Raw genomic sequence first — 22839 nt, forward strand, 5'->3', positions numbered from 1 at the left:
GCCCCGGGGGCCCCCGCCCCCCGGGCGCGGGCCCCGCCCCCCCCCCCCCCCGCGCCCCCCCCCCCCCCCCGGGGGGGCCCCCGGGGGGGGGCGCCCCCCCCCCCCCGGGCCGCGCCGGCCCGAGCGGCCGACCGCCTCTACCGGCGGACGGACCAGGTACGTCGAAGTGCTCGATCGTTGCTGAACCGGCCGTCAGATCTGCCGGTCCGGGTCGGAGAACATCAGGCTGCCGCTGTCCACGGGGCGGCGGACCGGGCTCGGCGCCGGGACCTCCTCACTGGGCGGCTCACGGAAGTCCGCACCCTGCTCCAGCGGCACCGGCCGGCGCCCGGCGGACTGGGCAGGCACGGCGATGTCGGTGGCGGGCTCGGAGAAAGCGGGCAGCCCGAGGCTGCGACGGTCAGCGGTCATGATCCCCAGTCTGTCAGACCCGACCGACCTCCCGAGCCTGCAGTCCCGCCTGGACCAGGCCACTTGCGGTCCGCTGCGGTGTTTTCACGATCCCACGCAGCTGCCACCGGGCGCCGGGTCCTGCGACAGCCCGATGTCAGGCGGAGAAGGCAGGATTCGAACCTGCGTGGGCTTTCGCCCGACCGGGACCAGAGCCCCGGCCCCCGATCAACCACTCCGGGCACCTCTCCCCGGGACCGACCCGCTCGCTTCGCTGCGGTCCGTCCCTGTGCCACCAACTATGCACCGCCCCACTGACCCCACACTGACCCCCGCCTGACACCACCCGCTCCCCTCGGGCCGCGGCCCGACCACCGTCCGCTCCACCTGTATGCGTACAGTGGCGCGGATGGCCCGCTGCGGGGGGCCGACCGGGGAACGGGGGGACTTGATGGTCATGGACGAGGCAGCCAGGACCGCGTGGTGGGAGAGCCTGCCGGACGGGATCCGCGAGGAGATCGACGGGCACGTCCTCAAGGACTCCCTCCTCGGAGCGGTGCGTGTCATCACCGCCATCGGCCTCGTGCCCCACGGCATAGGGCTCGACACCGCCCAACTGATCGTCAACGACCGCTACCTCCACCACGGGGACCGGATCGCCCGCACCCCGGAGAGCCCACTCGACCTGGAGTCCCTGGCCTACCGCGCCGCCGGCTGCACCGGTCGCGTCGTGGCGATCGAGGCGGTCTGGGACGGCGACACGGTGCACGACTGGTTCGTGGTCCTGCTGGCCGTCACCGCCGACCCCGCAGGCGAGGTCCACCTGGCCACCGTCCACCGGTCCACGGCCAAGCGCTACCTCGGGGAGGACCTGGAGAACCACTCCCGCCATCCGGAAGCGGTGGCTGCCGAACGGGCCGGCAGCGCCCTGGCCGCCCACCTCTCGCTCCCCTTCCACTTCGCCAGCCCGGCCACCCCGAACGACGAGGCCCCCCGCTGGCAGCCCTGAGCGAGGACCAGGAGCGCAGAGCGACCAGGAGGGCGCAGCATCGAGCAGCCGCTACGTGCACTTCGGCGTCCGGGCGACGGCCAAGTCCGCCTAGGAGCTGCCCTGCTCCCGCCAAGTCGCCATCTGCTCGCGGAACTTCGGGCAGTTGACGATGTCCTCCTCGCCGCACTGGAGGGCATGCTCCAGCATCTGGTGGGCGTGTTCGAGGTCGACCATGCGCTGCTCGATCTCGGCGACCTTGGCGCGGATCATCGCCTGCCTGCGTGACCGGTCCTGCTGCAGTTCGCTGATCTCGACCAGGGTCAGCCCGGCCTGCTGGCACTTGCGCAGCAGCACGATTCGTTCAGCGGCCTCCGGCGGATAGCGCCGCTGCCCGCCCTGGCGTTCAGGTGCGGGCAGCAGGCCGTGGCGTTCCCAGAACCGGATGGCCGACGCGGGCACCCCGGTGATCTCGGCGAGCCGGCCGATCGTCATACGCACGCCCACTCCCCCTTCCCTTCGTTCTTCCCCTCGTTCCGGCCCGGTGGTGTGCCGGATCGGCGCTTGACTTAAACCTTAGTTCAAGTTGAAGAGTGGTCCGCAGCTGGACAGCGGCGCGCATGAGCGGCCGCTGACAACGGAGTTCGGAGCCACTGACATGACAGACACACACATGACGAACGAGCGGGCCCAACAGCTCGCCGATGCCGCCGCGAGCCTCTTCACGGCCGGGGTGATGTCCCACTCCGGGCACGCCAACCTGAGTGCCCGGCTCGACGGCGAGCGCCTCCTGCTGACGCCGGGGTTCGTCCGCGGGCTGCGGCCCGAGGACCTGGCGACCGTCGGTCACGACGGACAGGTCCTCGCGGGAGCGCTGCAGTCCGTCAGCGCCGAGATCATCGCCATGCACAGCGCCGTCTACCGCGCTCGCCCGCAGGTCGGCGCGGTCATCCACACCCACTCGCCCGCCGCGACGGCCTTCGCGGTGGCGCACCGGCCGCTGCCGTGCCGGACCGAGCCGATGCTGCGCTTCGGGCAGGCCGAGGAGGTCCCGGTGGTTCCCTGGGGGCCTCGCGGGTCGGACGTGTCGGTGCGCGGCATGGCCGCCGTCCTGGAACAGCGCCCGACGACGGCCGCGGTCCTGCTGGCCAACCACGGCCTGCTGGTGTTCGGCCCGGACCCGGCGGCCACCGCCCAGCTCGTGGTGGCGATCGAGGAGAGCGCCGAGGCGGAACTCGCCGCGGCGGCGATCGGCGGGGCCGTGGACTTCCCCGAAGGCGCCCTGGCCGACGTGCGAGCCTCGATTGCGCGGGTCACCTCATGACGGACGACGCCCTCATCCACCCCACCGAGGCCATCCGGGACCGCTACCGCACCACCCTCGGAGCCGTTCCACACGGCGTGGAGGACCGACTGCGCCTGGCCCGGGAGTTCGGCCGGCTCCCCACCGAAGAGGCGATCGCAGCGCTGCGGCACATCGTCCTGACCGACAGCCCGCTGGGCAGCCGAGTCCAGCAACTGGTCCACTTCGGACAGCTCCTGGCCCTCGGCCGCGCCGCCCCCGCCCGCATCCACGCCCGGGGTGCACTCCACGCAGGCGCCGGCCTCGCCGACCTCATCGGCGTCGCCGAGACCGCACTGATCACCGCAGGCGTGCCGGCCTACGCACTCGGCACCGAGATCATCGCCGAACTCCTGCCGACCGAGGAGGGTGCGGCCGGCTGACGTCTCCGCTGCCGGAAGTCCACCGTGCAGCGCTGACCGTTCCTGATCGCTTGCCAAGGCCCGGGAGCGCCGGAGAGACGCCTCCAGCGCCAACGCGTTCGTCGGGTCGGCGGTGACCTCGCTCCCCCGGATCATCGCGATCACCTGGCGCGGATCCACGGTGGCAACCGCCGAATGCGCGGCCGGCGGAACGACCGGGGCCGGCACGAGAACCTCGAAGTCGTTGGGCAGTTCGGACAGCAGGGCGTCCTCGGCGCGGCGCAACGCGGTGAAGCTGATCGGCGCCGGGCATGCCATCGGCCAGCAGGTCCACCGGCTCCGGGACACCGGCCCGCCTCAGCACTCGTTGCAGGGCCGCACCGTCCGGGCGATCCTCGGCAGGGTCATTGCGCGTCATGGGCGCCGAGTATCGACCGACCGGCGGCGGCTCGGCCACCGATTATCCGGTCAGAATCGGGCGGAGAAGGCAGGATTCGAACCTGCGTGGGCTTGCGCCCGACCGGGACCAGAGCCCCGGCCCCCGATCAACCACTCCGGGCACCTCTCCCCGGGACCGACCCGCTTCGCTTTCGCTCCCTGCGGTCCGTCCCTGTGCCACCAACTATGCACCGCCCCACTGACCCCACACTGACCCCCGCCTGACACCGCAACCGCCCGGAGAGCTCGCAGCCTCAGAGCCGATACGGCCACAGAGCGACTCGCCGGCTTCACCCAGATCAAGCATGGGGATCCGCACGCCCCAACAGGTCGGCGAGCGGGACGCCGGTTCGCAACGAGGCGATTCGGCGTGCGCGCAGTTGGGCGCGGGTACGGGGGCGGAACTTGGGCTCCTTGCCACAGCCGCAGGGCTCCCGCCCGTCGTAGCGCAGCCCGGCGTTCAGGACCGCGGCCACGACGGACCACCCCTGCGCATCCCGCCGCCGCGGCGCCGCGAAGTCGTGGCCGGCGCAGCTCAGCGGTTCGGCACACCGAGGGCACGGGTGCACGCCGCCCGGCCTGGGATGCTGCTTGAACGTGACGCGGCACGTCAGGCAGACGTAGTGCAGCTTGTAGTGAGCGACGGCATAGAAACACACGAGGCGACACCGTACCGCCTCGCGACCGTCCTGGCCCTCCGGTTTCGCTCCGCCTGCGCTCCGGTCAGGCCGGCTGCGGTCGTCGCAGTCCCTTGAGGAGCAGGTCGACCAGGCGGCGGGGGTCGTAGCGCGGGTCGCTGTCGCGTCCGATGCAGAGGTTGCCGATGCCGCGCATCAGCTCGTAGGCGTGCGTGCCGGGCCGGATCTCGCCCGCGTCGGCTGCGGCGTCGAGCAGCTGTGCGCAGACGGGGACCAGGCGGTCGAGGAAGTAGGCGTGCAGCGCGTCGAAGCCGCTGTTGTCCGACTGGAGTGCGTTGGCGAGCCCGTGCTTCGTGACCAGGAAGTCGACGAAGAGGTCGACCCACTGGCGCAGGGCCGCGAAGGGCGAGTCGGCGCCGGCCAGCAGGCTCGGGCCGGCCTCGGCGCATGCCTCGACCTGGTGGCGGTAGACGGCGACGACGAGGTCCGCCCGGGTCGGGAAGTGGCGGTAGATCGTCCCCACCCCCACGCCTGCTCTGGCAGCGATCTCCCGGATCGGTGCGTCGATGCCCGAGGTGACGAACACCGAGGCGGCGGCGGTGAGCAGTGTCTGCTTGTTGCGCAGCGCATCGGCCCGCTTGGTTCGGGCCGGCACCTCCCCGGAGGGGTCCGTAGCGGGCATCGCGCTCTCCTTCCCATGACCGTTGACAAAACGGAACAGCGTTCCGTATGTTAAGTGGAACAACGCTCCGCTTCCAGCCTAGCCGAAAACCGGAGGCCTGCAGCCGGAAGCCGGATGCTCCCGACCGCCTCCCCAGCCTCACCCACCTCACCCACCTCCCCCGCCTCACCCGCCTCTCCGCCGTCGACCGACCGCGGCCGGCGGCCGAGGCCCTTGAAGGGATCTGCGCACCATGAGTGAAACCGCTTACCCCGCCGACACCTTCGGCTCGCCCGCCCCAGTCCTGTCGGTCAGTCCGGTCGTACTGCCGGCTCCCGACCGCGCCGTGGACCTGGAGGTACGGGTCTCCGCGCCCGTGACCGGGGACGATCTGCCGGTCATCCTCCTCTCGCACGGCCAGGGCCACTCGAACCACCTCTCCTCGCTGAACGGCTACGCCCCTCTCGCCAACTACTGGGCGGCGCACGGCTTCGTCGTGATCCAGCCCACCCACCTGAGCTCCCGGACACTGACCCTGGACCCCAACACCCCTGGTGCGCCCATGTACTGGCGGTCGCGGGTCGAGGACATGACACGCATCCTCGACCAGCTCGACCTGATCGAGGCCGCCGTCCCGCAGCTCCGCGGGCGCCTGGACCACAGCAAGGTCGCCGTGGCCGGGCACTCGATGGGCGGACACACCGCGAGCCTGCTGCTGGGCGCCCGACTCACCGACCCCGAGGACGGAACGGAGGTGAACCTGACCGAGCCCCGCATCAAGGCGGGCGTCCTGCTCGCCGCGCCCGGCCGGGGCGGCGACGCCCTCAACGGCTCCATGGCCGAGAGCCTCCCCTTCCTCGCGACCCCGGACTTCTCCCGGATGACCACGCCCACCCTCGTGGTCGCCGGCGACAAGGACGCCTCCGCCCATCTGACGGTCCGCGGCCCGGCCTGGCACACCGATCCGTACCTTCTCTCCCCCGGCCCCAAGTCCCTGCTCACCCTGTTCGACGCGGAGCACGGGCTCGGCGGCATCTCCGGATACGACGTCGCCGAGACCACGGACGAGAACCCCGAGCGGGTCGCCGCCCTCCAGCGGCTCAGCTGGGCCTACCTGCGCACCCAGCTCCACCCCGGGGACCACGCCTGGCAGGCGGCGTGCGACGCGCTGGCGACCGGCCCCGGCCCGCTCGGCGAGGTCGAGTCCAAGGAGGAGGCCCCTGCCCACTGACGGCCCCGCCGGCCTCAGCCGGCCCCTGACGGCCCCGGAGACGGACCCTGATGCCGATCGGGGCCCGTCTCCGGGGTGATCAAGGGTGGTACCTGATGCGCCGTCCGATCAGGAGGAAGCACGATGTCCACGGGCGCTCGACCGGGGCCGCCCCATCACTCCAAGGACACCGATGCACACCCTGAAGCGACGTCTCACCCCGCTGATCCTCGCCACCGCCGCGCTGGCCGCGGCGACCGCCGTCCCCGCGGCGGCCGCCGCACCGCCCGGCCCGGCGTTCGTGGTGTCCAGTCCGGCCCTGAACACCACGACGCCGAACACCACGGCACTGAACACCGCCGCGCTGGACGCGGCCGTGGCGCTGGCGCCCGGCGACCGGATGAGCGGCCAGCTGGCCCGGGTCAGCACCCCCGACCAGGTGTGGCAAGGCAGTTCCACGAACGCCTTCACCGGCCGGAAGATCTCGCCCGACGCGCACTTCCACATCGGCAGCATGTCCAAGACCTTCGTGGCGGTGGTCCTGCTCCAGCTGCAGGCGGAGCACCGGGTCGACCTCGACCAGACCGTCCAGCACTACCTGCCGGGCACCCTGCCCGCCTCCTACCCGCCCATCACCGTACGGCAGTTGCTCAACCACACCAGCGGACTGCCCGCGATGAGCTTCGGCATCCCGAACCCGACCGTCGACCAGGTCCTCGACGAGCGCCTCGACTACTTCACCTTCGACGAGATCATCCGGTCCAGCCTGTTCCCGGCGGACGGCTCCACGCCGCCGCTGCACTTCGCGCCGGGCACCGAGCAGGAGTACAGCTCGCTCGGGTACCGCGTCGCAGGCGCGATCATCGAGCAGGTGACCGGCCGCTCCTTCGCCGACGAGGTCACCGCCCGGGTGCTGCGCCCGCTGCAGCTGAACCGGACGTCCGCGCCCGCGGGCGACCTCCGGATGCCCCGGCCGGCCCTGCACGGCTACGTCACCGACAGCACCGGCCGACCCGTCGACGTCACCGAACAGGCCGACGACTCCGGTGCCATGATCTCCACCGCGGCCGACCTCGACCACTTCGTCACCGCCCTGTACGGCGGCCGGCTGCTGGCCCCCGCCCAGTTGGACGAGATGTTCGCGCTGCCGCAGGACAGCAACGGCAAGCCCGTACGGTACGTGGACGGCAGCGACTGCAACACCGGCCCGGCAGCGGGCGAAGCCTGCTACGGCGTCGGGCTGAAGACCATCGCGCTGCCGGACGGCACCGTCCTGTGGGGCAAGACCGGACACGACCTCGGCTACGCCGGCGGCGTCTTCGCCACGCGTGACCTGCGGCTGCGCGTCGTGTACGACGCGGGCACCGCGTCCTCGGACTCCGCCGGCACACCCGCCCTCGTCAACCGCCTCATCGCCGCCGTCCTCAGCCCGCGGCAGAGCCCCACCGACGCCCACTGACACGCCCACTGGCACTCCCACCGGCACTCCCACCGGTCGCCCGTGAGACGGCGGGGCTCGTAGCACTCGCTCATTGGTTTGTGTGCGTCGATCGCGTTCGTCACAGCAGTGTTGACGGTTCATCAGATCGCGCTAACCGGCGATTGTCAGCTGGTTGGGCCAGACGGGTGTGGATACGCTCGGTCACGTCGTCCGCATGGGCGGCACCCGTTGCGTGCTGCCGCGCCCAGGCCGTCCAGGCCGCCATGCGCCGGCCCGGATCACGCTCGGGCGGTTCCCCTGGGAGTGGACATGAGTTCTGTACGCCGGAAGACCGTCGCGGTGATGGCCGCGGCCCTGGCCTCGCTGGGCGCGGGGAGCGGTGTCACCGCCGCGGCGACCACCCCGTCCACCGCGTCCTGCAGCAGCGGAGCGCAGTGCCCCAACCTGGAGCCGACCAGGCTGACGGCCAGTCAGGCCACCCTGAACGTCACCCAGATGCAGCTGGAGAACATCCAGGCGATGGCGTCCGACGCGGTGACCGGGGTACCCATCCGCGGCGCGAAGGTCGTGTTCGCCACCATGGGCGGCCGGACACTGGGAATGGCCTACACGGACGACACCGGCATCGCCGCGATCGCCGCCCCGGAGGACCTGGGCCCCGGAACCCTCCAGGAGTTGCTGGGCGGCTACGAAGCCGCGCTGGTCGGCGACGGCGTCCACGCCCCGGCCGGGGCCCACGGGGCGATCACGGTCGGCACCGATCAGGGCCCCGGCGTCCCGGGCAACCCGTGCGCCGTCTGCAGTGACCGCGGGCTCAAGCAGGACGTGGTCCCGGTCGACTGGAGCCGGTAGCGATGCGGCTCTTCCACCGGCGGCCCCGGGCGGGCGACCACAGCGCCTCGGCCTCTCCACCGCCCGGCGCGCGGGAGGCCGGTACAGGGGCGGCCGGCACCGGGGAGACCGGTACAGGGGCAGCCGGCGCAGGGGCAGCCGGCGCAGGGGCGGCCGGCACACCGGGGCCGGGCGCCGTGGCCCCGGTCGGCGCGGTCAACGGCTACGCGGTCCTGGAGACGGTGGCCGCGCTGCCCATCAGCACCTGGCGCTACCTCTGGGAGCCCGAGGACGTGCGCCACCTCGGGCCGATGGCCCAGGACTGGCAGGTCGCCTTCGGCTTCAACCAGGACGGCACCACCATCCCCGTGGTCGACGGCCTCGGCGTCGCCCTGGTGTGCGTCCAGGCCCTCAACCGCCGCGTGGAAGAACTCACCGCCGAGGTGGACCGTCTGCGCAGCAGGAACACCCATCGCGATCCGGAAGGCAGCACGCCATGACGATCCAGGACACCGCGGCAACCCAGGAGAGCGCGGCGGAACCGTCCGAGGCGGCGGACCAGCAGTCGCCGCTCTGCACGGACGCGATCTGGCGGCTCCCGGTGACGGTCTGCCGGATCACCCAGTTCCTCGGCGAGCAGACGGCCGGCGCCCTGCTGGAGCGCGCCGTCGCCGCCACCGGCGACGCGCTGAAGCCCTCCATGATCCGCGACCGGGAACTGGTCCCCGACGTACGCCGGTCCCGCTCCTGCCCGGACTTCGCCGCGCCCGAGCTGCTGGCGGCCATCGACGAGGTCCTGGAGGCGGTCGAGCACACCCTGGGCGTCTCCTGCCAGTACACCGAACCCAGCTACAGCCTCAACGTGCACAACGACGGCGACTTCTACCGGCCGCACCAGGACACCAGCGCCGAGTTCGCACCCCGGCGGCTGCTCACCTTCGTGTACTACCTCCACCGCACGCCGCGGCCCTTCGACGGCGGTGAACTGCGGGTGTTCGACGCGGCGTTGCCGCTGCACGCCGGGACGACGGGCAAGTGGCAGGAGCAGACCTGGCGGGACTGGGAGCCCGAGCACGACAGCATCGTGTTCTTCCTGCCGACCGCCTGGCACGAGGTGCGGCCGGTCGGCTGCCCGAGCAAGAAGCACGCGGACAGCCGCTTCGCCATCAACGGCTGGCTGTGCAGCCCCGACCCCCGCGAAGCACGCCACGACCACGGCGCCACGACCGACACGTCGTGACCACGGCGTCGTGACCACCGCGTTACGACCACGGCGTCATGGCATCTGCGGCGGCTTGACCCCGGCGAACGTCCCGGTCTCGGACATCATCAGACCTTCCGATAGAGGATCGGCATCGCCGTCGTCTCATTGGCCCGCAGGTTCGCCTGGACGTAGCCGCGGAACGAACTCTTGCCGAACTGTCGGGCCGCGAACCCCAGCAGGCCGGTGTCCCAGCGCGCGTGGTTGACGAAGACGTAGTCGGCCGGGCCGATGGGTGCGAGCAGCGTGGAGTTGTCCAGCCCCGTCTCCGTGACGTACCAGCCGGCGAGGTGCTCCCACAGGCGCGTGGCGACCTCGACGTCCTTGGCCACGAAGTGGTTGAACAGGAACAGCCCTTGGCGGCTCTTGTCGACATCGCCCAGGTAGCGCAGGCAGTTCGCCGCCATCTCGTGCACGTCGTCGGCGACCTCGGTGACCTCGGCGACCATCCGCTGGTAGGGCCGCGACGACCGGACCTCGTCGAGCACGTCCACCGACTCGGCCTCCACGAGCACCACCACGTCGAACCGCGCGGGGTGCGCGGCGGCCGCGGGGGCCGGGGGGAGCAGGACGGCCCGGAAGACGGTGGCTCTTCGCACCGTTTCCAGACGCTCCAACTCCGCGGCCAGGACCTTGAGCCGGCCCAGCAGCGCCGCCTTGCGGGTGCCGCCCCGGGGGAACGGGGTTCGCCCGCGCGTCGGCTCGACGGCGGCGGCGAGGTGGAGGTACCCCGTGGGCGGGGGCTCCGAGAACGGGGGCGGCGCGTACTCGCGCCGCGGGTTGACGATCCGCAGTTCCATGACGTTGCCTCCTTCCCCAGCAACGTTAGATGCCTAACGCTTCTGCGTCAAACGATTCGATGTCTATCGATCCTGCTATCATGGAGCCATGCCCCGACCTGCTCATCCCCCGCTCGGCCTGCACCTCGCCCGCACCGCCAGGAGCGTCGCCCGCACCTTCGACGACGCACTCGCCGAGGTGGGCGGGTCGATGCCGGCCTGGCTGATCCTGATCTCGCTGAAGTCGCACCAGCTCGGCAACCAGCGCGAACTGGCCGACGCCGTGGGCATCCGCGGCGCGACGCTCACCCATCACCTGAACGCCATGGAGGCCGACGGCCTCGTCACCCGCAGGCGCGACCCCGCCAACCGCCGCGTCCACCTGGTGGAGCTCACCGAAAGCGGCGAGTCCGCGTTCGACGCGATGCGCGGCGCCGCCATGGCCTTCGACCAGCGCCTGCACCGCGGCCTCTCCGAGGAGGAGATCGCCGTCTTCGAGCGCGTGCTCGACAAGCTCCAGGGCAACGTCAGCGACTGATGCCACACCCCGGCAGCCGCGGCCGTGGACTCCTGCCCACCGATCGGCCCGGCCGGCGCTCAGCAGCGCAGCAGCTCGCCGGTGGCCGCCAGCCGGTCCAGGACCTGCCGGACGGCGGGGCTGGCGCGCGGGTGGTCACCGTGGGTGAGGTGGGCGATCTCGGCGATCTCCCCGCAGGGTGCCGGGTCGCCCGTGCCGTCCGCGGTGAAGCAGAAGGTGCGCACCAGCGTGCCGGCCGGTTTGCCGTCCGCGGGAGCCTCCACCGTCAGCACGTGGGTGAGGGTGGCGGCGTCCAGGGCGACGCCGAGCTCTTCGGCGATCTCGCGGACCAGGGCCTGCTCGTGGGTCTCGCCGGGTTCGGGCTTGCCGCCGGGCAGGTAGAACAGGTCACGGCCGTGGGTGCGGGTGGCGAGGAGCCGACCGTCGTGCAGTCGCAGCCACGCCACCTTCTCGATCACCCCGGGCGTGGTCATCGGCCGGTGGGGGCGCCGGCCACGCGGCGCTCGCCGCCGTTGCGCTCCTGCCACAGCTTGTACACGTCCACCGCGGCCTGCTGCCCGTCGTAGCGCATCGGCAGTCGGCGCTCGGTGTAGTCCTTGGCGAACTCACCGTAGAAGGTGTCGAGTTCGAAGTACTTGCGGTCGTCCACGTAGTGCGGCTCGTAGTCCTCGCGGGTGGTGAGGAAGACGACCTGGTCCGGCGAGCAGTAGTAGAGCGAGCCCAGGCACATCGGGCAGGGGTGGGCCAGCACATAGATGGTGGCGCCGGTCAGGTGCTCGGTGCCCAGCTTCGTGCACGCCTCACGGATGGCGAGGATCTCGGCGTGCGCGGTCGGGTCGTTGGTCTGCGCGACCCGGTTCGGGGACTCGGCGAGGATCTCGCCGTCCTTGACGATGACGGTCGCGAACGGGCGGCCGCCCTCTTCGACGTTCCTGCGGGCGATGTCGATCGTGCGCTGCACGAAGTCCATGAGGATTCCTTCCGGGAGGGGCAGGTATGGCAAAGCCGGGCGAAGCGGAGGGGGCGATGGCGGGGGCGGGGCGGGCCGGCACCGTCGCGGGCCCGCCCCGGGAACTACCGATCGGAGCCGATCAGAAAGGCTTGGTCGGCAGGTACTTGCCGTCCAGGGTGATGACCGCGCGCTCGCCGCCCTCGGGGTCGGCGACCTTCTTCACGTCCAGCTTGAAGTTGATCGCGGAGATGATGCCGTCGCCGAGCTGCTCGTGGACCAGGGCCTTCAGCGTGGTGCCGTAGACCTGGAGCATCTCGTAGAAGCGGTAGATCGTCGGGTCGGTGGGGATGCCGCCGGGGATGGAGCCGCGGGTCGGGATGGTCTGCAGCACCATCGTGTCATCGGCGTCCAGGTCCAGCAGCTCGGCCACGGCCTCGGCCGAGGCCTTGGGCAGCGGGTGCTGGCCGAGGACGGCGGCGGTGACGAAGGCGACCGACAGGCCCGCGGCGTCGGCGATCTGCTGCCAGGACAGGTCCTTGCGGATCTTGGCGTCGACGGCCTTGACGGCCAGGGCCTGACGAGCGGTGTTGTCGAACTGGGCGTGCACCATGAGAGGGGGTCCTTTCGAGCGGGTCGGATCAGAACTGTCGGAGAGAAGAAGTCGAGCGAAAGTGGGGAGTTGGGGGGATTCAGGCCGCGGCGGCGAAGGGGTTCACGACGTCGAGCTCCTCGACGGTGCCGCTGCCGATGTCGTAGCACCAGCCGTGCAGCGTGACCGTGCCCTGCACCAGGGCGCGGGCCACCGACGGGTGGGTGACCAGGTTCGCCAGCTGGGCGCGGACGTTGCTCCGCACGAGCGCGTCCACACCGGCGGTGGTGGTGCGGGCCAACGCGGCGTCCGCGTGGCGCAGCCAGTCGGCGATCGTCGGCAGGGCACCGAGGTCGTGGCTCTCGGCCAGGGCGGTCATCGCGCCGCAGGCGGAGTGGCCGCAAATGACGATGTCGGTGACGGCCAGCGCCGCGACCGCGTACTCGATGCTGGCCGCGATGCCGTCGACGCCGGGCGAGTAGGCGGGGACCAGGTTCCCGGCGGTGCGGATGACGAACAGCTCGCCCGGCTCACTGCCGGTGATCAGCTCCGGCACCACGCGGGCGTCGGAACAGCTGATGAAGAGCGTCGACGGCCGGTGGGTGGTCGCCAGCTGCGCGAAGAGCTCCGCCTTGGCCGGGAAGGCCTCGCGTCGGAACCTCGCGACGCCCTCGGTGAGCTTGTGCATGGTCACTCCCTTCGGTGACTGCCTGCCCCGGTGGGGCTGACGAGATCCACCATGCATGACCAGCAGCTATAGAGTCCAAGACCTACTGTCAATGCCTTCGATCGATGACATCTATAGTTGGCTCATGGCCCTGGAACTCCGTCACCTGCGCTATCTGATCGCGGTCGCCGAACATGCGAACTTCACCCGCGCCGCCGAGGACCTGCGCATCTCCCAGCCCACCCTCTCCCAGCAGATCAAGCAGCTGGAGCGCACCGTCGGCGCCCAGCTGCTGGACCGCACCGGCCGCACCGTCCGCCTCACCGACGCCGGCGAGACCTACGTGCACTACGCCCACCGGGCGCTGCGCGATCTGGCCGCGGCCGAGCGCGCCGTCCTGGACGTCGCCGACCTCTCCCGCGGCCACCTGCGCCTTGCCCTCACCCCCACCTTCACCGCCTATCTGATCGGCCCCCTCACCGCCGAGTTCCACACCCGCCACCCCGGCATCACCCTGGACGTCAGGGAGCTGACCCAGGACCGCATCGAGGCCGGCCTGCTGGCCGACGACCTCGACCTGGGCATCGCCTTCCACCGCCCCCACCTGCCCGGGATCACGGCCACCGCCCTGTTCACCGAGACCCTCAGCCTGGTCACCGGCACCGACCGGCCCACGGCGGGCACGGCGGGCACGTCAGGGATGCCGGGCACATCGGGGGCACCGGGCACGCCGGGCACGCCGGTGCCGCTACCCGTGCGGGCTCTCGCAGACCGCCAACTCGCCCTACTGAGCGGCGACTTCGCCACCCGTGGCCACATCGACGCCTACTTCGCCGGCCATCGGGTGCAGCCGCGCATCGCAGTGGAGGCCAACTCCATCCAGGCCCTGACCGAAATCGTCCAGCGCACCGACCTGGCCACCGTGCTGCCCGACGCGATCACCCACGACCACCCCCACCTCTCCCCCGTCCCCCTCGAACCCGCACTGCCCGCCCGCACCGTCGCCCTCCTGCGGCGCGAGAACGCCTACCGGAGCGCCGCCACCCAGGCGTTCACCCAGCTCACCCACGACCACATCCGCGACCGCGGCTACGCCCCGCCCACTGCGCAGCGGGCCCAGGTCGACCGCGGTGAGTGACGGGCAGCAGAGTGACACACCCCGGGTGACACCCTCCGCCCACCCACGATCGCGCAGGTGGTGTCACGGTCGCCCCACCCGGCGACCGTCTGCCAGAGCACCTCGGCCAGATCGTCCAGCTGCCCGGCAGCGCACCACAGCGCGAACGGCACCGTGTCCGGCGCCGAGATCAGCGTCCCCGAACCCAGCACGGACGCCGCGTGACGAACCGAGGTGTGCTCGGGGAAGCCCGCGGCCACGAGCAGCCCGGAGCGCACGTCGGTGTCCGGCCAACAGCGCCTCGGCATCCTCATCGGAGCGCAGGAACCAGCTGTCACCAAAGGCGTCGCCCATCACAAGGCCGTCCAGACTGGTGCGTGCTTGCCGCCGGCTGGTCATCACGCTGCTCCTCCGAATGTTGCTGGTCAGAGCATCCTCGGTGCAGCCGACCGGTGCACACGAATGGTTTGGGCAACGGCTCGGTTCACCCGCAGTGACACGGGAGCGCTCATCAGCACCGAGCATCCCGCTCCGGACCCAACGGCCCGTCAACGTCAGGCGGAGAAGGCAGGATTCGAACCTGCGTGGGCTTGCGCCCGACCGGGACCAGAGCCCCGGCCCCCGATCAACCACTCCGGGCACCTCTCCCCGGGACCGACCCGCTCGCTTCGCTGCGGTCCGTCCCTGTGCCACCAACTGTGAACCGCCGCCCTGACCCCGCGCTGACCTGCGGCTGACATCTAACCAGTGGAGCCGCACCGCGCCGTCTTCGTAGTCTTCATCCTCGTACTGTTCGAGTGATCCGTCACGAGGCGATCCTGTTGGCCGGCTGTCCCATGACACTCTCCCGGCCCTCGATCTGACGGCATGTCACACCTCTAATCGCGGGGAACCTCGATCAGTTCGAGGAGATTCCCTTCCGGATCGGCGATGTAGGCGTACCGCATGCCACCGGTCGCGCCCGGGGCGGGAGGCGACACCGGGGCGGCCCGGCACTCGCCGGTCAGCCGGGCGAATTCGGCGTCCAGGTCCGGGACTTGGAGCGCCAGATGGGTGAAGGTCTGCACGGCGGTGGCGGCGAAGGCGTCGGTGGGCGCGGCGGGGCTCGAACCGGACCGTTCGACGAACTCCACCCGCAGACCCGCCGCATCGCTCAGGACGACGGTACGGACGCCCGCGTCGGGCAGTTCCAGCCGCTCGTCCACCTGCGTGAGTCCGAAAGCGCTGCCGTACCAGGCCTCCTGAGCCGTGAGGTCGGCGACCGACAGGCTGATGTGGTGGAAACGGACAGCAGTCATGGCAACTCCCGAGGTTAATGACATTTACCTGGTAAGTGCTGTTAACCTTAGTCGCATGAGTTCTCCTGTCAAGCGGCGACCCACCGGCCGGCACCACGGCGACCTGCGCAACGCCCTGCTGGGCGCAGCCCTCGAACTGGTCACCGAACGCGGCCCGCACGGCTTCACCCTGGCCGAGGCGAGCCGCCGGGCCGGGGTGAGTGTCGCGGCGCCGTACAAGCACTTCGCCGACCGCGAGACCCTGCTGGCCGAACTCGCCACCAAGGGCTACCGCGAGCAGCAGGCCCGCTTCACCGCGGCCATCGGCGGCAGCGAGGACCCCGCCGAGCAGCTGGCCTCGTTCGCGTCCGCCTACGTCCGGTTCGCCGCCGAGGAGCCGGCCCTGTTCGACATCACCTTCCATGCGGGCCTCGACAAGTCCCGGTTCCCTGAACTGGCCTCGGCCGGCGACGAGGTGGCCGGCCTCCTGCTGCCGGTCGCGCGCCGGTTGGCCCCGGACCCGGACGACGCGTTCGACCTGCTGCTCCGGGTCGCGAGTGCCGCGCACGGCCTGGCCGTGTTCCTTCGCCAGGGCCTGTTCGGCGTGGGAGGCGGAGCCCTGGCGCAGACGGAGGAGAAGGCTGCCCGCACGGCCCGGGCGATCACCCGGCAACGCGACGTCTGACCCGCCGCGGGCGCGCCCGCGGCTTGCTGCTCCGGACCGGCGCGGACGGCGTACTGGGGGGGTGTACACGCCATGACAGCGCCCCGGTCGGACTCCGCACGCCCTACCGGCGGCTACGGGCCACGGCAATGATGAGCAGATCACAAGTGATTCAGGCGACTCCGCATCCCTGCCCTTCGGCGGGTGACCTGCGGTGGAAGGAATCCACGTTGCTGCTTCTCATATCCCCGGACAGCGTCGAGGAAGCCCGTGAGGTCGCGAAGGCGGCGGAGTACCTCGACATCGTCGATGTCAAGAAGCCCGACGAGGGCTCGCTCGGCGCGAACTTCCCGTGGGTCATCAGGGAGATCCGCGACGCGGTCCCGGCGGACAAGCCGGTCTCCGCCACCGTGGGGGACGTGCCGTACAAGCCCGGCACGGTGGCCCAGGCGGCGCTCGGTGCGGCGGTGTCCGGGGCCACCTACATCAAGGTCGGCCTCTACGGATGCACCACGCCCGAGCAGGCCGTCGAGGTCATGCGCGGGGTCGTCCGGGCCGTGAAGGAGTACCGGGCAGACGCGTTCGTCGTCGCCTCCGGCTACGCCGACGCGCACCGGATCGGCTGCGTCAACCCGCTCGCGCTGCCCGACATCGCCCGCCGCTCCGGCTCGGACGCGGCGATGCTCGACACCGCGATCAAGGACGGGACGGGGCTGTTCGACCACCTTCCGCCCGAGGTCTGCGCGGAGTTCGTCCGGCTCGCCCACGAGGCCGATCTGCTCGCCGCCCTCGCGGGCAGCGTCAAGGTGGCGGACCTCGGCGCGCTGACCCGCATCGGCACGGACATCGTGGGGGTGCGCGGCGCGGTCTGCGAGGGGGGCGACCGCAACACCGGACGGATTCAGCCGCACCTGGTGGCCGCCTTCCGGGCGGAGATGGACCGGCACGCCCGGGAGCACGCCGCCGCTGCCACTGCCACTGTTACTGCCGCCGCTGCCACTGCCACGAGCTGACCGCCGGCATGCCGACACCGCAGCCCCGTCACGCGAGCAGGACCAGCGGCGAGCGCTTCGCCGTCGTCGATCCGGCAACGGGCGAGGCCTTCGACGAGGCCCCCGACCAACGGCCGCAGGAGCTGGACGCCGTTGTCGCCCGGGCCCACGAGGCCTGGCGCGGCTGGCGGGCCGACCCCCTCGCCCGCACCAGCGCGCTGCTCGCGGCCGCCGACGCCGTCGAGGCGGCCGAGGCCGAGCTCGCTCCGCTGCTCACCCGTGAACAGGGCAAGCCCCTGGCCGAGTCGTCCGCCGAGGTCGCCCGCACGGCGGCCCGTCTGCGGTACTTCGCCGAGCTGGACCCCGGGCGCCTGCCGATCACGGACGGACGGCCGGTGCGCAGCGAGGTCCGCTGGCGGTCGTTGGGGCCCGTCGCCGCGATCGTCCCGTGGAACTTCCCCCTCCAGCTCGCGTCGGCGAAGTTCGCGCCCGCGCTGGCCGCCGGCAACACGATGGTGCTCAAGCCCTCCCCGTTCACCCCCCTCGCCACCCGGCTGCTGGGGTCCGTGCTCGCCGCCGCCCTCCCCGAGGGCGTCCTGACGATCGTCACCGGTCGCGAACCGCTCGGCGCCCGCCTCGCCTCCCACCCGGGGATCCGCCACGTGACCTTCACCGGTTCGGTTCCCACCGGTCGGGCCGTCGCCCAGGGCGCGGCGGCCTCGCTCGCCCGGGTCACCCTGGAGCTGGGCGGCAACGATGCCGCGATCCTGCTGGAGGACGTGGCGGTGGAGCGGATCGCGGACCGGCTGTTCTGGGCGGCGTTCCGCAACTGCGGGCAGGTCTGCATGGCGGTCAAGCGCGTCTACGCCCCGGCCCGGCTCTACCCGCAGGTGGTCGAGGCCCTCGCGCAGCGGGCGAAGAGCGTCGCCATCGGGGCCGGGCTCGATCCGGGCACCCAGCTGGGGCCGGTCAACAACGGCCCCCAACTGGCGCGGGTCGAGCGCTACACGGCCCAGGCCCTGGCCGTCGGCGCCCGAGCCGTGGCCGGCGGCCACCGGCTGGACCGCCCCGGCTACTTCTTCGCCCCCACGATCCTGGCCGATGTCCCCTCCGAGTGCCCGGTGGTGACGGAGGAACAGTTCGGCCCGGTCCTGCCGGTGCTGCCGTACCGGAGCCTGGACGAGGCCGTCGAGGCGGCCAACAACACCGGCTTCGGGCTGGGCGGCTCGGTCTGGGGCACCGATCTCGACCGGGCCGAGGCGGTGGCCGACCGGCTGGAGTGCGGGACGGCATGGATCAACCACCACGGCGAACTCTCCCTCGCCCAGCCCTTCGCGGGCATCAAGGAGAGCGGCGTCGGCGTCGCGGGCGGGCCGTGGGGGCTCTACGGGAACCTCAGGCCGTTCGTCGTGCACCGTCCGGAGCAGGGCCGTGGGGAGGCCTGACGATGAGGTTCGGCGCGGCGGTCCTGCGCTCGTACGAGAGCCGGTTCAGCGTCGAGGAAGTGGTCCTGCACGAGGGGCCGGCCGAGGGCGAGGTGCTGGTCAGGATCGCCGGCTGCGGGATGTGCCGGACCGATCTCGCGGTCCGGCGGTCAGCCGGCCGCTCCCCGCTGCCGGCGGTGCTCGGCCACGAGGGGGCCGGGATCGTGGTGGAGACGGGCGGCCCGGGAACCGGTCTGAGCGTCGGTGACCATGTCGTGCTGAGCTTCGACTCCTGCGGCCGCTGCCGGAACTGCCTGGGCGCGGCCCCCGCCTACTGTGACGACTTCGCCGCGCTCAACCTCTTCGGCGGGCGCAAGGAGAACGCGGCGCGGTTCACCGACGCGGCCGGGGGCGAACTGGCTCCCCGGTGGTTCGGCCAGTCCTCGTTCGCCGAGTACGCGATGGTCCCGGCCCGCAACGCCGTCCGGGTGGACCGCGCGCTGCCCATCGAACTGCTCGGACCGCTCGGGTGCGGCTTCCTCACCGGCGCCGGAGCGGTCTTCAACTCCTTCGGTGCCGGCCCCGGCGACACCCTCGCGGTCCTCGGTGCGGGAGCGGTGGGACTGGCCGCGGTGATGGCGGCCACCGCCGTCGGGGCGGTGGCCGTGGCCGTCGACCGGTTTCCCGAACGGCTGGCCCTCGCCGAGCGGTTCGGCGCGATCCCGCTGCGCGCCGGATCGTCGGCCGACCTGCCCGACCGGATCCGGCGACTGACCGGCGGCGGCGCACGGTTCGCGCTGGACACCACGGCCTCGGCCCAACTGATCAACGACGCACTCCGGTCCCTGCGCCCGACCGGCCAACTCGGCCTGGTGGCCCGGCTCCACACCGCGCTGCCGCTCGAACCGGGGACGCTGGACCGGGGCCGGCGGATCTCGCACATCTGCGAGGGGGACGCGGTGCCGGGGCTGCTGATTCCGCGGCTGACCGGGCTGTGGCAGGCCGGGCGGTTCCCCTTCGACCAGCTGATCCGCACCTACCCGCTGGCCGCCGTCAACGAGGCCGAACGCGACTGCGAAGCCGGCCGCGTGGTCAAGCCCGTCCTGGTGCCGGAGGGGTGGGGCCGCTGAGCGAGCCCCTCGTCCCACGGACTTCGTCGCACCCGGGATCTGTCACACGCCCGGGGCTTTGTCGCACCCGTGCTCTGTCACGCCCGCGGTCTGTCACGCCCGGGGTTTGTCGGCGAACACCCACCGGTTGCCCGCCAGCGCGTCGTTCGGCTCGGGCAGCGGGCCGCGGCCGTGCCGGCGGGTGAAGTCGAAGGGGGTGCGGACCGTGGTGGACCAGCCCTTGTCCGTCAGGCGACCTGCCGAGTCGGGCCGTGGCTCTCCGACGAAGAGGTCGAGCAGGTCGATGCCGATCTGCTGTTTCGTCGAGGTGTAGAGCGGGCTGTCGCGGTACACCTGCAAGTCCTTCTCCAGCTTGGCCTCGTAGGCCAGGGCGCTGCCCTGCGTGCTCAGCCGGTCCACCGTGTCGATGAGCTGCGTCTCGACGGCGTTGGGCAGGTAGAACAGCAGCCCTTCGGCCAGCCAGACGCTCGGTGCGGCCGGGTCGAAGCCGGCGTCGGTCAGCGCCGCGACCCAGTCGGCGCGCAGGTCGGTCGGGACCGGCACCCGCGCCGCCTTCGGGGTGGCCGGCAGTCCGTCGAGCACCCGGTGCTTGAACGCCAGCACGCTCTCCTGGTCGATCTCGAAGAGCACGCTGCCGGCGGGCCAGTCGAGCCGGAACGCCCGTGCGTCCAACCCGGCCCCGAGCAGGACCACTTGGCGGGCGCCCGCGTGCACCGAGCGGAGGAGGAAGTCGTCGAGGACCCTCGTCCGCAGACCGAAGTACCGCGCGAACCGGCCCCACAACGGGTTCGCGTCCCCGTCCAGGACCTGTTGCGGGCGCACCGGCCAGCCCGCGCAGGCCGGTGCGGCGCGCACGAAGTGCTCCGCGTAGACGTCCCGGGCCAGGGCGTCGTGGCGGTGCGTCTCGATCGCCCGTGCCGCGGCGACCAGGAGAGCGGTCAGGCCGACACCCCCTGCCACACCCTCCACGCCGTTGTTCCGATGCGCCGTGCCGACCATGTGTCCTCCCTTGAGGTGAACTGGACCGAAGCGAGCTGGGACCACGAACAGCGAGGAGTGTGAATGCCGGACCCACGAGGGCCACTTCACTCTCCGGCCGACCAACGCCCCCCGCAGGAAAAGCCAACGCGGTTCACTCGGACGGGTGAACATCACCCACGCCGCCCAGGCCGTGTCTCGATCCTCCGGTCCGCGACACCGGTCCGGTGTCCGACGAAGTCGCCCTCCCCGGTGAGGTGGCCGACGATCCGAACTGGCCTCGCCGGCCGGGGCGTCCACCGGAGAAGCCCTAGCGTTGCCCGACCCGCTGCTGCCCCGTCTGCCGGGAGTCGGCCACGATCCGGAACGCGTACTCCCTCATCCGCTCCTCGTACCTGCCGACCGCCCGCACGGGAGACTCGCCCGCAGCGGCCGCACCGGCGAGGGCCCGGGCGAGTTCGCCGGCGTCGCGGATGGCGGTGTTGGCGCCCATCGCCAGGACCGGGCTCATCGCGTGGACCGCGTCACCGATCAGCGTGACCGGGCCTGGCTCCCAGGCCGGCCCGGGGACGGCGGTGGAGATCCGCAACGGGAAGAGCGAATCGGTGTCCCAATGTGCCAGCAGGCGGTGGACGTCCTCGTGCCAGCCCTCGCCCATCACCCGCAGCGCGAGGTCGCGCAGCGCGGCGGGGGTCAGTGCGCGCAGTTCGTCGAAGGCGGGCATGGCGGGGTGGTCGACCGGAGCGCCGACCATGCAGGCGAGGTAGTCGCCGACCGGGGAGAGGTCGACGGGCGGGGTCTGGGCACGGCCCGACCGATCGGGTCGACGGCCGAACTCCACTGGGCCGAGGCCCAGGTGCGGTTGGCCCGGGCCGCCGGTGACCACGGTGAAGATGCTCTCGAAGACCCAGCTGGGCAGGGCTGCCCGGGTGATCCCGTCCAGCGGGATCTTGCCGTAGACCAACCGCAGCCCGGCGTCCTCGACCCGGGCGTCGGGCAGCCGGAGCCGGCGCACGGCCGAGTTGACGCCGTCGGCGCCGACCAGCAGGTCGGCGGTCGCGGTGCGGCCGTCGGCGAAGCGCGCGGTGACCCTCCCGTCCGCGTCGTGCCGGTAGGCCACCAGCCGCGCGCCGTAGTGCACCTGCTCGCCCAGCCCCAGGAGCATGATCTGGCGCAGCGTCGGGCGGTTGAACGCGTACGGGCCCACTCCGTCCGTCGCACCGGAACTGCCCGCCGCGGCCTTGTCCGCCAGGACCTCCAGGCGGCGGTTGCGGACCGAGACCCGCGCGGGGGGCGCACCGGCGGTCGACAGGCAGAGCTCGAAGAGCGGGGCGGGCAGGCAGCGCCGCAGTCCGGTCAGGCCGGGTTCGTCGAGCTGGATGCGGTAGCCCTGCGGGCGGGCCCCGGGGTGGGCATCGCGTTCGTGGACGGCGACGTCGATCCCCTGCTCGCGCAGACCGTGGGCGAGCGCGAGTCCACCCAGTCCAGCGCCAACGATGATCACACGATACGAATAGTGCACAGTCCTCTGCCTTCGCTTGTGACAACGAAGGAAGCACCGGGTTCCTCGAAGAGGAACGAACACCACGGGGGCGCCGCTCAGAAACACCATTCAGGAGCGAATTTTTCGCGCATTCCATCCAACGCGCAGGACCCTAGCACGCCCCTGGGCCCCTGCTGGGCGGTGGCGGCGGGGCCAGCCTTCTGGGCTAACCCGGGTGGCCCAGCCACTGCGCCTCTCGGAGTATCACAGTCATGGACGTGTATGAGATGCGCGCCGAACACGAAGCCGGGGACCCACGGGGCAGGATCCTGCACTGGCACATGGTCAGGGACCACAGCAGCCAGGCCATGTGCGGCCGCGAGATCGCCCCTGATTCCGCGGCGCAGTCCCCCGACACCTGGGGGTCCCCGGCCGCGCAGCCCTTCTGCCACTCCTGCGGGGCCGCCTACCTGCGTCAGGTACCGCAGACCACCGGCAGGCCCCCGTGACCGGGACGACTCCTGCTGCTCATCGGTCGTCCTGATCGACCGAACGCACGAACAGCGGGGGTGTGTGCGCGGGTTTCCCCGGGGACCGGTGCCGGGGGAACAGCGGGCACACCCCCCCCCCCGTGGCCCCACCCGGGGGGGGGGGGGGGGGGCGGCGGTCCCGCCCCGGGGCCCCGCG

The 22839-nt window shown here is 72.0% G+C and carries 26 protein-coding genes, 3 tRNA genes and 1 pseudogene; 15 read left to right on the plus strand and 15 right to left on the minus strand.

Translation table 11 applies throughout. The features are described from left to right. Positions 1-192: 192 nt before the first annotated feature. The gene (locus ACFZB9_RS18165; protein WP_391448239.1) at positions 193-411 is read right to left on the minus strand and encodes a hypothetical protein; all 219 of its coding nucleotides are present in this window, start codon (positions 409-411) and stop codon (positions 193-195) included. 141 nt (positions 412-552) lie between these two features. Beyond that, positions 553-641, minus strand: a tRNA-Gln gene (locus ACFZB9_RS18170). A gap of 206 nt (positions 642-847) precedes the next feature. Here ACFZB9_RS18170 and ACFZB9_RS18175 point away from each other — a divergent pair. Continuing rightward, positions 848-1399, plus strand: coding sequence for a hypothetical protein (locus tag ACFZB9_RS18175; protein WP_391448240.1), 552 nt, complete (start codon positions 848-850; stop codon positions 1397-1399). 90 nt (positions 1400-1489) lie between these two features. On the opposite strand, the gene ACFZB9_RS18180 is transcribed toward ACFZB9_RS18175, so the two are convergent. Then, on the minus strand, positions 1490-1873 hold the full coding sequence (locus ACFZB9_RS18180) for a MerR family transcriptional regulator (RefSeq protein WP_391448584.1): 384 nt from the start codon (positions 1871-1873) through the stop codon (positions 1490-1492). A 163-nt stretch (positions 1874-2036) separates the two neighbouring features. On the opposite strand from ACFZB9_RS18180, the gene ACFZB9_RS18185 reads away from it, so the two are divergent. After that, the gene (locus ACFZB9_RS18185; RefSeq protein WP_391448242.1) at positions 2037-2702 is read left to right on the plus strand and encodes a class II aldolase/adducin family protein; all 666 of its coding nucleotides are present in this window, start codon (positions 2037-2039) and stop codon (positions 2700-2702) included. Next, positions 2699-3103, plus strand: coding sequence for a carboxymuconolactone decarboxylase family protein (locus tag ACFZB9_RS18190; RefSeq protein WP_391448244.1), 405 nt, complete (start codon positions 2699-2701; stop codon positions 3101-3103). Before ACFZB9_RS18185 ends, ACFZB9_RS18190 begins: the two co-directional genes overlap by 4 nt. Before the next feature lie 458 nt (positions 3104-3561). Here the strand turns inward: ACFZB9_RS18190 and ACFZB9_RS18195 are convergent. Next, a tRNA-Gln gene (locus ACFZB9_RS18195) sits at positions 3562-3650 on the minus strand. 593 nt (positions 3651-4243) lie between these two features. Continuing rightward, the gene (locus tag ACFZB9_RS18200) at positions 4244-4840 is read right to left on the minus strand and encodes a TetR/AcrR family transcriptional regulator (protein ID WP_391448246.1); all 597 of its coding nucleotides are present in this window, start codon (positions 4838-4840) and stop codon (positions 4244-4246) included. 232 nt (positions 4841-5072) lie between these two features. On the opposite strand from ACFZB9_RS18200, the gene ACFZB9_RS18205 reads away from it, so the two are divergent. From ACFZB9_RS18205 to ACFZB9_RS18225, 5 genes are all read left to right on the plus strand, one after another. Continuing rightward, positions 5073-6050 (plus strand): alpha/beta hydrolase family protein, encoded by a 978-nt coding sequence (locus ACFZB9_RS18205; protein ID WP_391448247.1) that lies wholly within the window; start codon positions 5073-5075, stop codon positions 6048-6050. A 172-nt stretch (positions 6051-6222) separates the two neighbouring features. Continuing rightward, positions 6223-7488: a serine hydrolase domain-containing protein gene (locus ACFZB9_RS18210; RefSeq protein WP_391448249.1), complete on the plus strand. Its 1266-nt coding sequence runs from the start codon at positions 6223-6225 to the stop codon at positions 7486-7488. 291 nt (positions 7489-7779) lie between these two features. Continuing rightward, on the plus strand, positions 7780-8322 hold the full coding sequence (locus ACFZB9_RS18215; RefSeq protein ID WP_391448251.1) for a hypothetical protein: 543 nt from the start codon (positions 7780-7782) through the stop codon (positions 8320-8322). Positions 8323-8498: 176 nt separating this feature from the next. Then, on the plus strand, positions 8499-8801 hold the full coding sequence (locus tag ACFZB9_RS18220; RefSeq protein WP_391448253.1) for a tail fiber domain-containing protein: 303 nt from the start codon (positions 8499-8501) through the stop codon (positions 8799-8801). Beyond that, positions 8798-9541, plus strand: a complete 744-nt coding sequence (locus ACFZB9_RS18225) for a 2OG-Fe(II) oxygenase (protein WP_391448255.1) — start codon at positions 8798-8800, stop codon at positions 9539-9541. Before ACFZB9_RS18220 ends, ACFZB9_RS18225 begins: the two co-directional genes overlap by 4 nt. An 89-nt stretch (positions 9542-9630) precedes the next feature. On the opposite strand, the gene ACFZB9_RS18230 is transcribed toward ACFZB9_RS18225, so the two are convergent. Continuing rightward, entirely contained in the window at positions 9631-10362 is a 732-nt protein-coding gene (locus ACFZB9_RS18230) for a hypothetical protein (protein WP_391448257.1), read from the minus strand. Between the two features lie 88 nt (positions 10363-10450). Here ACFZB9_RS18230 and ACFZB9_RS18235 point away from each other — a divergent pair, with 88 nt between their 5' ends. Further along, the gene (locus tag ACFZB9_RS18235; RefSeq protein ID WP_391448259.1) at positions 10451-10879 is read left to right on the plus strand and encodes a MarR family winged helix-turn-helix transcriptional regulator; all 429 of its coding nucleotides are present in this window, start codon (positions 10451-10453) and stop codon (positions 10877-10879) included. A 59-nt stretch (positions 10880-10938) separates the two neighbouring features. Here the strand turns inward: ACFZB9_RS18235 and ACFZB9_RS18240 are convergent, their stop codons facing one another. From ACFZB9_RS18240 to ACFZB9_RS18255, 4 genes are all read right to left on the minus strand, one after another. Then, entirely contained in the window at positions 10939-11352 is a 414-nt protein-coding gene (locus tag ACFZB9_RS18240) for an NUDIX domain-containing protein (protein ID WP_391448261.1), read from the minus strand. Beyond that, the gene (locus ACFZB9_RS18245; RefSeq protein ID WP_391448263.1) at positions 11349-11849 is read right to left on the minus strand and encodes a nucleoside deaminase; all 501 of its coding nucleotides are present in this window, start codon (positions 11847-11849) and stop codon (positions 11349-11351) included. The genes ACFZB9_RS18240 and ACFZB9_RS18245 overlap by 4 nt, the downstream gene beginning before the upstream one ends. A 121-nt stretch (positions 11850-11970) precedes the next feature. Beyond that, entirely contained in the window at positions 11971-12441 is a 471-nt protein-coding gene (gene cynS, locus ACFZB9_RS18250; protein ID WP_391448265.1) for a cyanase, read from the minus strand. Positions 12442-12520: 79 nt separating this feature from the next. Further along, positions 12521-13108, minus strand: a complete 588-nt coding sequence (locus tag ACFZB9_RS18255) for a carbonic anhydrase (protein ID WP_391448267.1) — start codon at positions 13106-13108, stop codon at positions 12521-12523. 124 nt (positions 13109-13232) lie between these two features. Between ACFZB9_RS18255 and cynR the strand changes: the two genes are divergently transcribed. Next, the gene (gene cynR, locus ACFZB9_RS18260) at positions 13233-14225 is read left to right on the plus strand and encodes a transcriptional regulator CynR (protein ID WP_391448268.1); all 993 of its coding nucleotides are present in this window, start codon (positions 13233-13235) and stop codon (positions 14223-14225) included. A gap of 38 nt (positions 14226-14263) precedes the next feature. Here cynR and ACFZB9_RS18265 read toward each other — a convergent pair. From ACFZB9_RS18265 to ACFZB9_RS18275, 3 genes and pseudogenes are all read right to left on the minus strand, one after another. Next, positions 14264-14494: pseudogene (locus tag ACFZB9_RS18265) on the minus strand (ADP-ribosylglycohydrolase family protein); the annotation flags it as partial. A 269-nt stretch (positions 14495-14763) separates the two neighbouring features. After that, a tRNA-Gln gene (locus tag ACFZB9_RS18270) sits at positions 14764-14852 on the minus strand. Between the two features lie 230 nt (positions 14853-15082). Continuing rightward, positions 15083-15502, minus strand: a complete 420-nt coding sequence (locus tag ACFZB9_RS18275; RefSeq protein WP_391448270.1) for a VOC family protein — start codon at positions 15500-15502, stop codon at positions 15083-15085. 55 nt (positions 15503-15557) lie between these two features. Here ACFZB9_RS18275 and ACFZB9_RS18280 point away from each other — a divergent pair, with 55 nt between their 5' ends. The 4 genes from ACFZB9_RS18280 to ACFZB9_RS18295 all read left to right on the plus strand — a co-directional run bounded on the left by ACFZB9_RS18280 (position 15558) and on the right by ACFZB9_RS18295 (position 19691). Beyond that, positions 15558-16166 carry a TetR/AcrR family transcriptional regulator gene (locus ACFZB9_RS18280; RefSeq protein WP_391448271.1) on the plus strand — a complete coding sequence of 203 codons (609 nt, stop codon included), beginning with the start codon at positions 15558-15560 and terminating at the stop codon, positions 16164-16166. A gap of 209 nt (positions 16167-16375) precedes the next feature. Continuing rightward, entirely contained in the window at positions 16376-17158 is a 783-nt protein-coding gene (locus ACFZB9_RS18285; RefSeq protein WP_391448273.1) for a (5-formylfuran-3-yl)methyl phosphate synthase, read from the plus strand. Positions 17159-17166: 8 nt separating this feature from the next. Continuing rightward, positions 17167-18582: an aldehyde dehydrogenase family protein gene (locus tag ACFZB9_RS18290; RefSeq protein ID WP_391448275.1), complete on the plus strand. Its 1416-nt coding sequence runs from the start codon at positions 17167-17169 to the stop codon at positions 18580-18582. A gap of 2 nt (positions 18583-18584) precedes the next feature. Further along, the gene (locus tag ACFZB9_RS18295; protein WP_391448277.1) at positions 18585-19691 is read left to right on the plus strand and encodes an NAD(P)-dependent alcohol dehydrogenase; all 1107 of its coding nucleotides are present in this window, start codon (positions 18585-18587) and stop codon (positions 19689-19691) included. A 93-nt stretch (positions 19692-19784) separates the two neighbouring features. On the opposite strand, the gene ACFZB9_RS18300 is transcribed toward ACFZB9_RS18295, so the two are convergent. Continuing rightward, on the minus strand, positions 19785-20690 hold the full coding sequence (locus ACFZB9_RS18300) for a class I SAM-dependent methyltransferase (RefSeq protein ID WP_391448278.1): 906 nt from the start codon (positions 20688-20690) through the stop codon (positions 19785-19787). Between the two features lie 289 nt (positions 20691-20979). Then, the gene (locus ACFZB9_RS18305) at positions 20980-22173 is read right to left on the minus strand and encodes an FAD-dependent oxidoreductase (protein ID WP_391448280.1); all 1194 of its coding nucleotides are present in this window, start codon (positions 22171-22173) and stop codon (positions 20980-20982) included. 251 nt (positions 22174-22424) lie between these two features. Between ACFZB9_RS18305 and ACFZB9_RS18310 the strand changes: the two genes are divergently transcribed. After that, positions 22425-22661: a hypothetical protein gene (locus ACFZB9_RS18310; protein WP_391448282.1), complete on the plus strand. Its 237-nt coding sequence runs from the start codon at positions 22425-22427 to the stop codon at positions 22659-22661. Positions 22662-22839 lie beyond the last annotated feature (178 nt).

It is taken from the genome of Kitasatospora sp. NPDC008050, assembly GCF_042957465.1.
Classification (GTDB): Bacteria; Actinomycetota; Actinomycetes; order Streptomycetales; family Streptomycetaceae; genus Kitasatospora.

What these genes read in the sequence shown, in the direction of transcription:
- ACFZB9_RS18300 (WP_391448278.1), bottom strand. Translation starts at nt 20,690, where the DNA reads ATGGTCGGCACGGCGCATCGGAACAACGGCGTGGAGGGTGTGGCAGGG.
- ACFZB9_RS18165 (WP_391448239.1), bottom strand. Translation starts at nt 411, where the DNA reads ATGACCGCTGACCGTCGCAGCCTCGGGCTGCCCGCTTTCTCCGAGCCC.
- ACFZB9_RS18235 (WP_391448259.1), top strand. Translation starts at nt 10,451, where the DNA reads ATGCCCCGACCTGCTCATCCCCCGCTCGGCCTGCACCTCGCCCGCACC.
- ACFZB9_RS18310 (WP_391448282.1), top strand. Translation starts at nt 22,425, where the DNA reads ATGGACGTGTATGAGATGCGCGCCGAACACGAAGCCGGGGACCCACGG.
- ACFZB9_RS18210 (WP_391448249.1), top strand. Translation starts at nt 6,223, where the DNA reads ATGCACACCCTGAAGCGACGTCTCACCCCGCTGATCCTCGCCACCGCC.
- ACFZB9_RS18225 (WP_391448255.1), top strand. Translation starts at nt 8,798, where the DNA reads ATGACGATCCAGGACACCGCGGCAACCCAGGAGAGCGCGGCGGAACCG.
- ACFZB9_RS18290 (WP_391448275.1), top strand. Translation starts at nt 17,167, where the DNA reads ATGCCGACACCGCAGCCCCGTCACGCGAGCAGGACCAGCGGCGAGCGC.
- ACFZB9_RS18295 (WP_391448277.1), top strand. Translation starts at nt 18,585, where the DNA reads ATGAGGTTCGGCGCGGCGGTCCTGCGCTCGTACGAGAGCCGGTTCAGC.
- ACFZB9_RS18205 (WP_391448247.1), top strand. Translation starts at nt 5,073, where the DNA reads ATGAGTGAAACCGCTTACCCCGCCGACACCTTCGGCTCGCCCGCCCCA.
- ACFZB9_RS18215 (WP_391448251.1), top strand. Translation starts at nt 7,780, where the DNA reads ATGAGTTCTGTACGCCGGAAGACCGTCGCGGTGATGGCCGCGGCCCTG.
- ACFZB9_RS18200 (WP_391448246.1), bottom strand. Translation starts at nt 4,840, where the DNA reads ATGCCCGCTACGGACCCCTCCGGGGAGGTGCCGGCCCGAACCAAGCGG.
- ACFZB9_RS18185 (WP_391448242.1), top strand. Translation starts at nt 2,037, where the DNA reads ATGACAGACACACACATGACGAACGAGCGGGCCCAACAGCTCGCCGAT.
- cynS (WP_391448265.1), bottom strand. Translation starts at nt 12,441, where the DNA reads ATGGTGCACGCCCAGTTCGACAACACCGCTCGTCAGGCCCTGGCCGTC.
- ACFZB9_RS18275 (WP_391448270.1), bottom strand. Translation starts at nt 15,502, where the DNA reads ATGACTGCTGTCCGTTTCCACCACATCAGCCTGTCGGTCGCCGACCTC.
- ACFZB9_RS18255 (WP_391448267.1), bottom strand. Translation starts at nt 13,108, where the DNA reads ATGCACAAGCTCACCGAGGGCGTCGCGAGGTTCCGACGCGAGGCCTTC.
- cynR (WP_391448268.1), top strand. Translation starts at nt 13,233, where the DNA reads ATGGCCCTGGAACTCCGTCACCTGCGCTATCTGATCGCGGTCGCCGAA.
- ACFZB9_RS18175 (WP_391448240.1), top strand. Translation starts at nt 848, where the DNA reads ATGGACGAGGCAGCCAGGACCGCGTGGTGGGAGAGCCTGCCGGACGGG.
- ACFZB9_RS18190 (WP_391448244.1), top strand. Translation starts at nt 2,699, where the DNA reads ATGACGGACGACGCCCTCATCCACCCCACCGAGGCCATCCGGGACCGC.
- ACFZB9_RS18230 (WP_391448257.1), bottom strand. Translation starts at nt 10,362, where the DNA reads ATGGAACTGCGGATCGTCAACCCGCGGCGCGAGTACGCGCCGCCCCCG.
- ACFZB9_RS18240 (WP_391448261.1), bottom strand. Translation starts at nt 11,352, where the DNA reads ATGACCACGCCCGGGGTGATCGAGAAGGTGGCGTGGCTGCGACTGCAC.
- ACFZB9_RS18245 (WP_391448263.1), bottom strand. Translation starts at nt 11,849, where the DNA reads ATGGACTTCGTGCAGCGCACGATCGACATCGCCCGCAGGAACGTCGAA.
- ACFZB9_RS18180 (WP_391448584.1), bottom strand. Translation starts at nt 1,873, where the DNA reads ATGACGATCGGCCGGCTCGCCGAGATCACCGGGGTGCCCGCGTCGGCC.
- ACFZB9_RS18280 (WP_391448271.1), top strand. Translation starts at nt 15,558, where the DNA reads ATGAGTTCTCCTGTCAAGCGGCGACCCACCGGCCGGCACCACGGCGAC.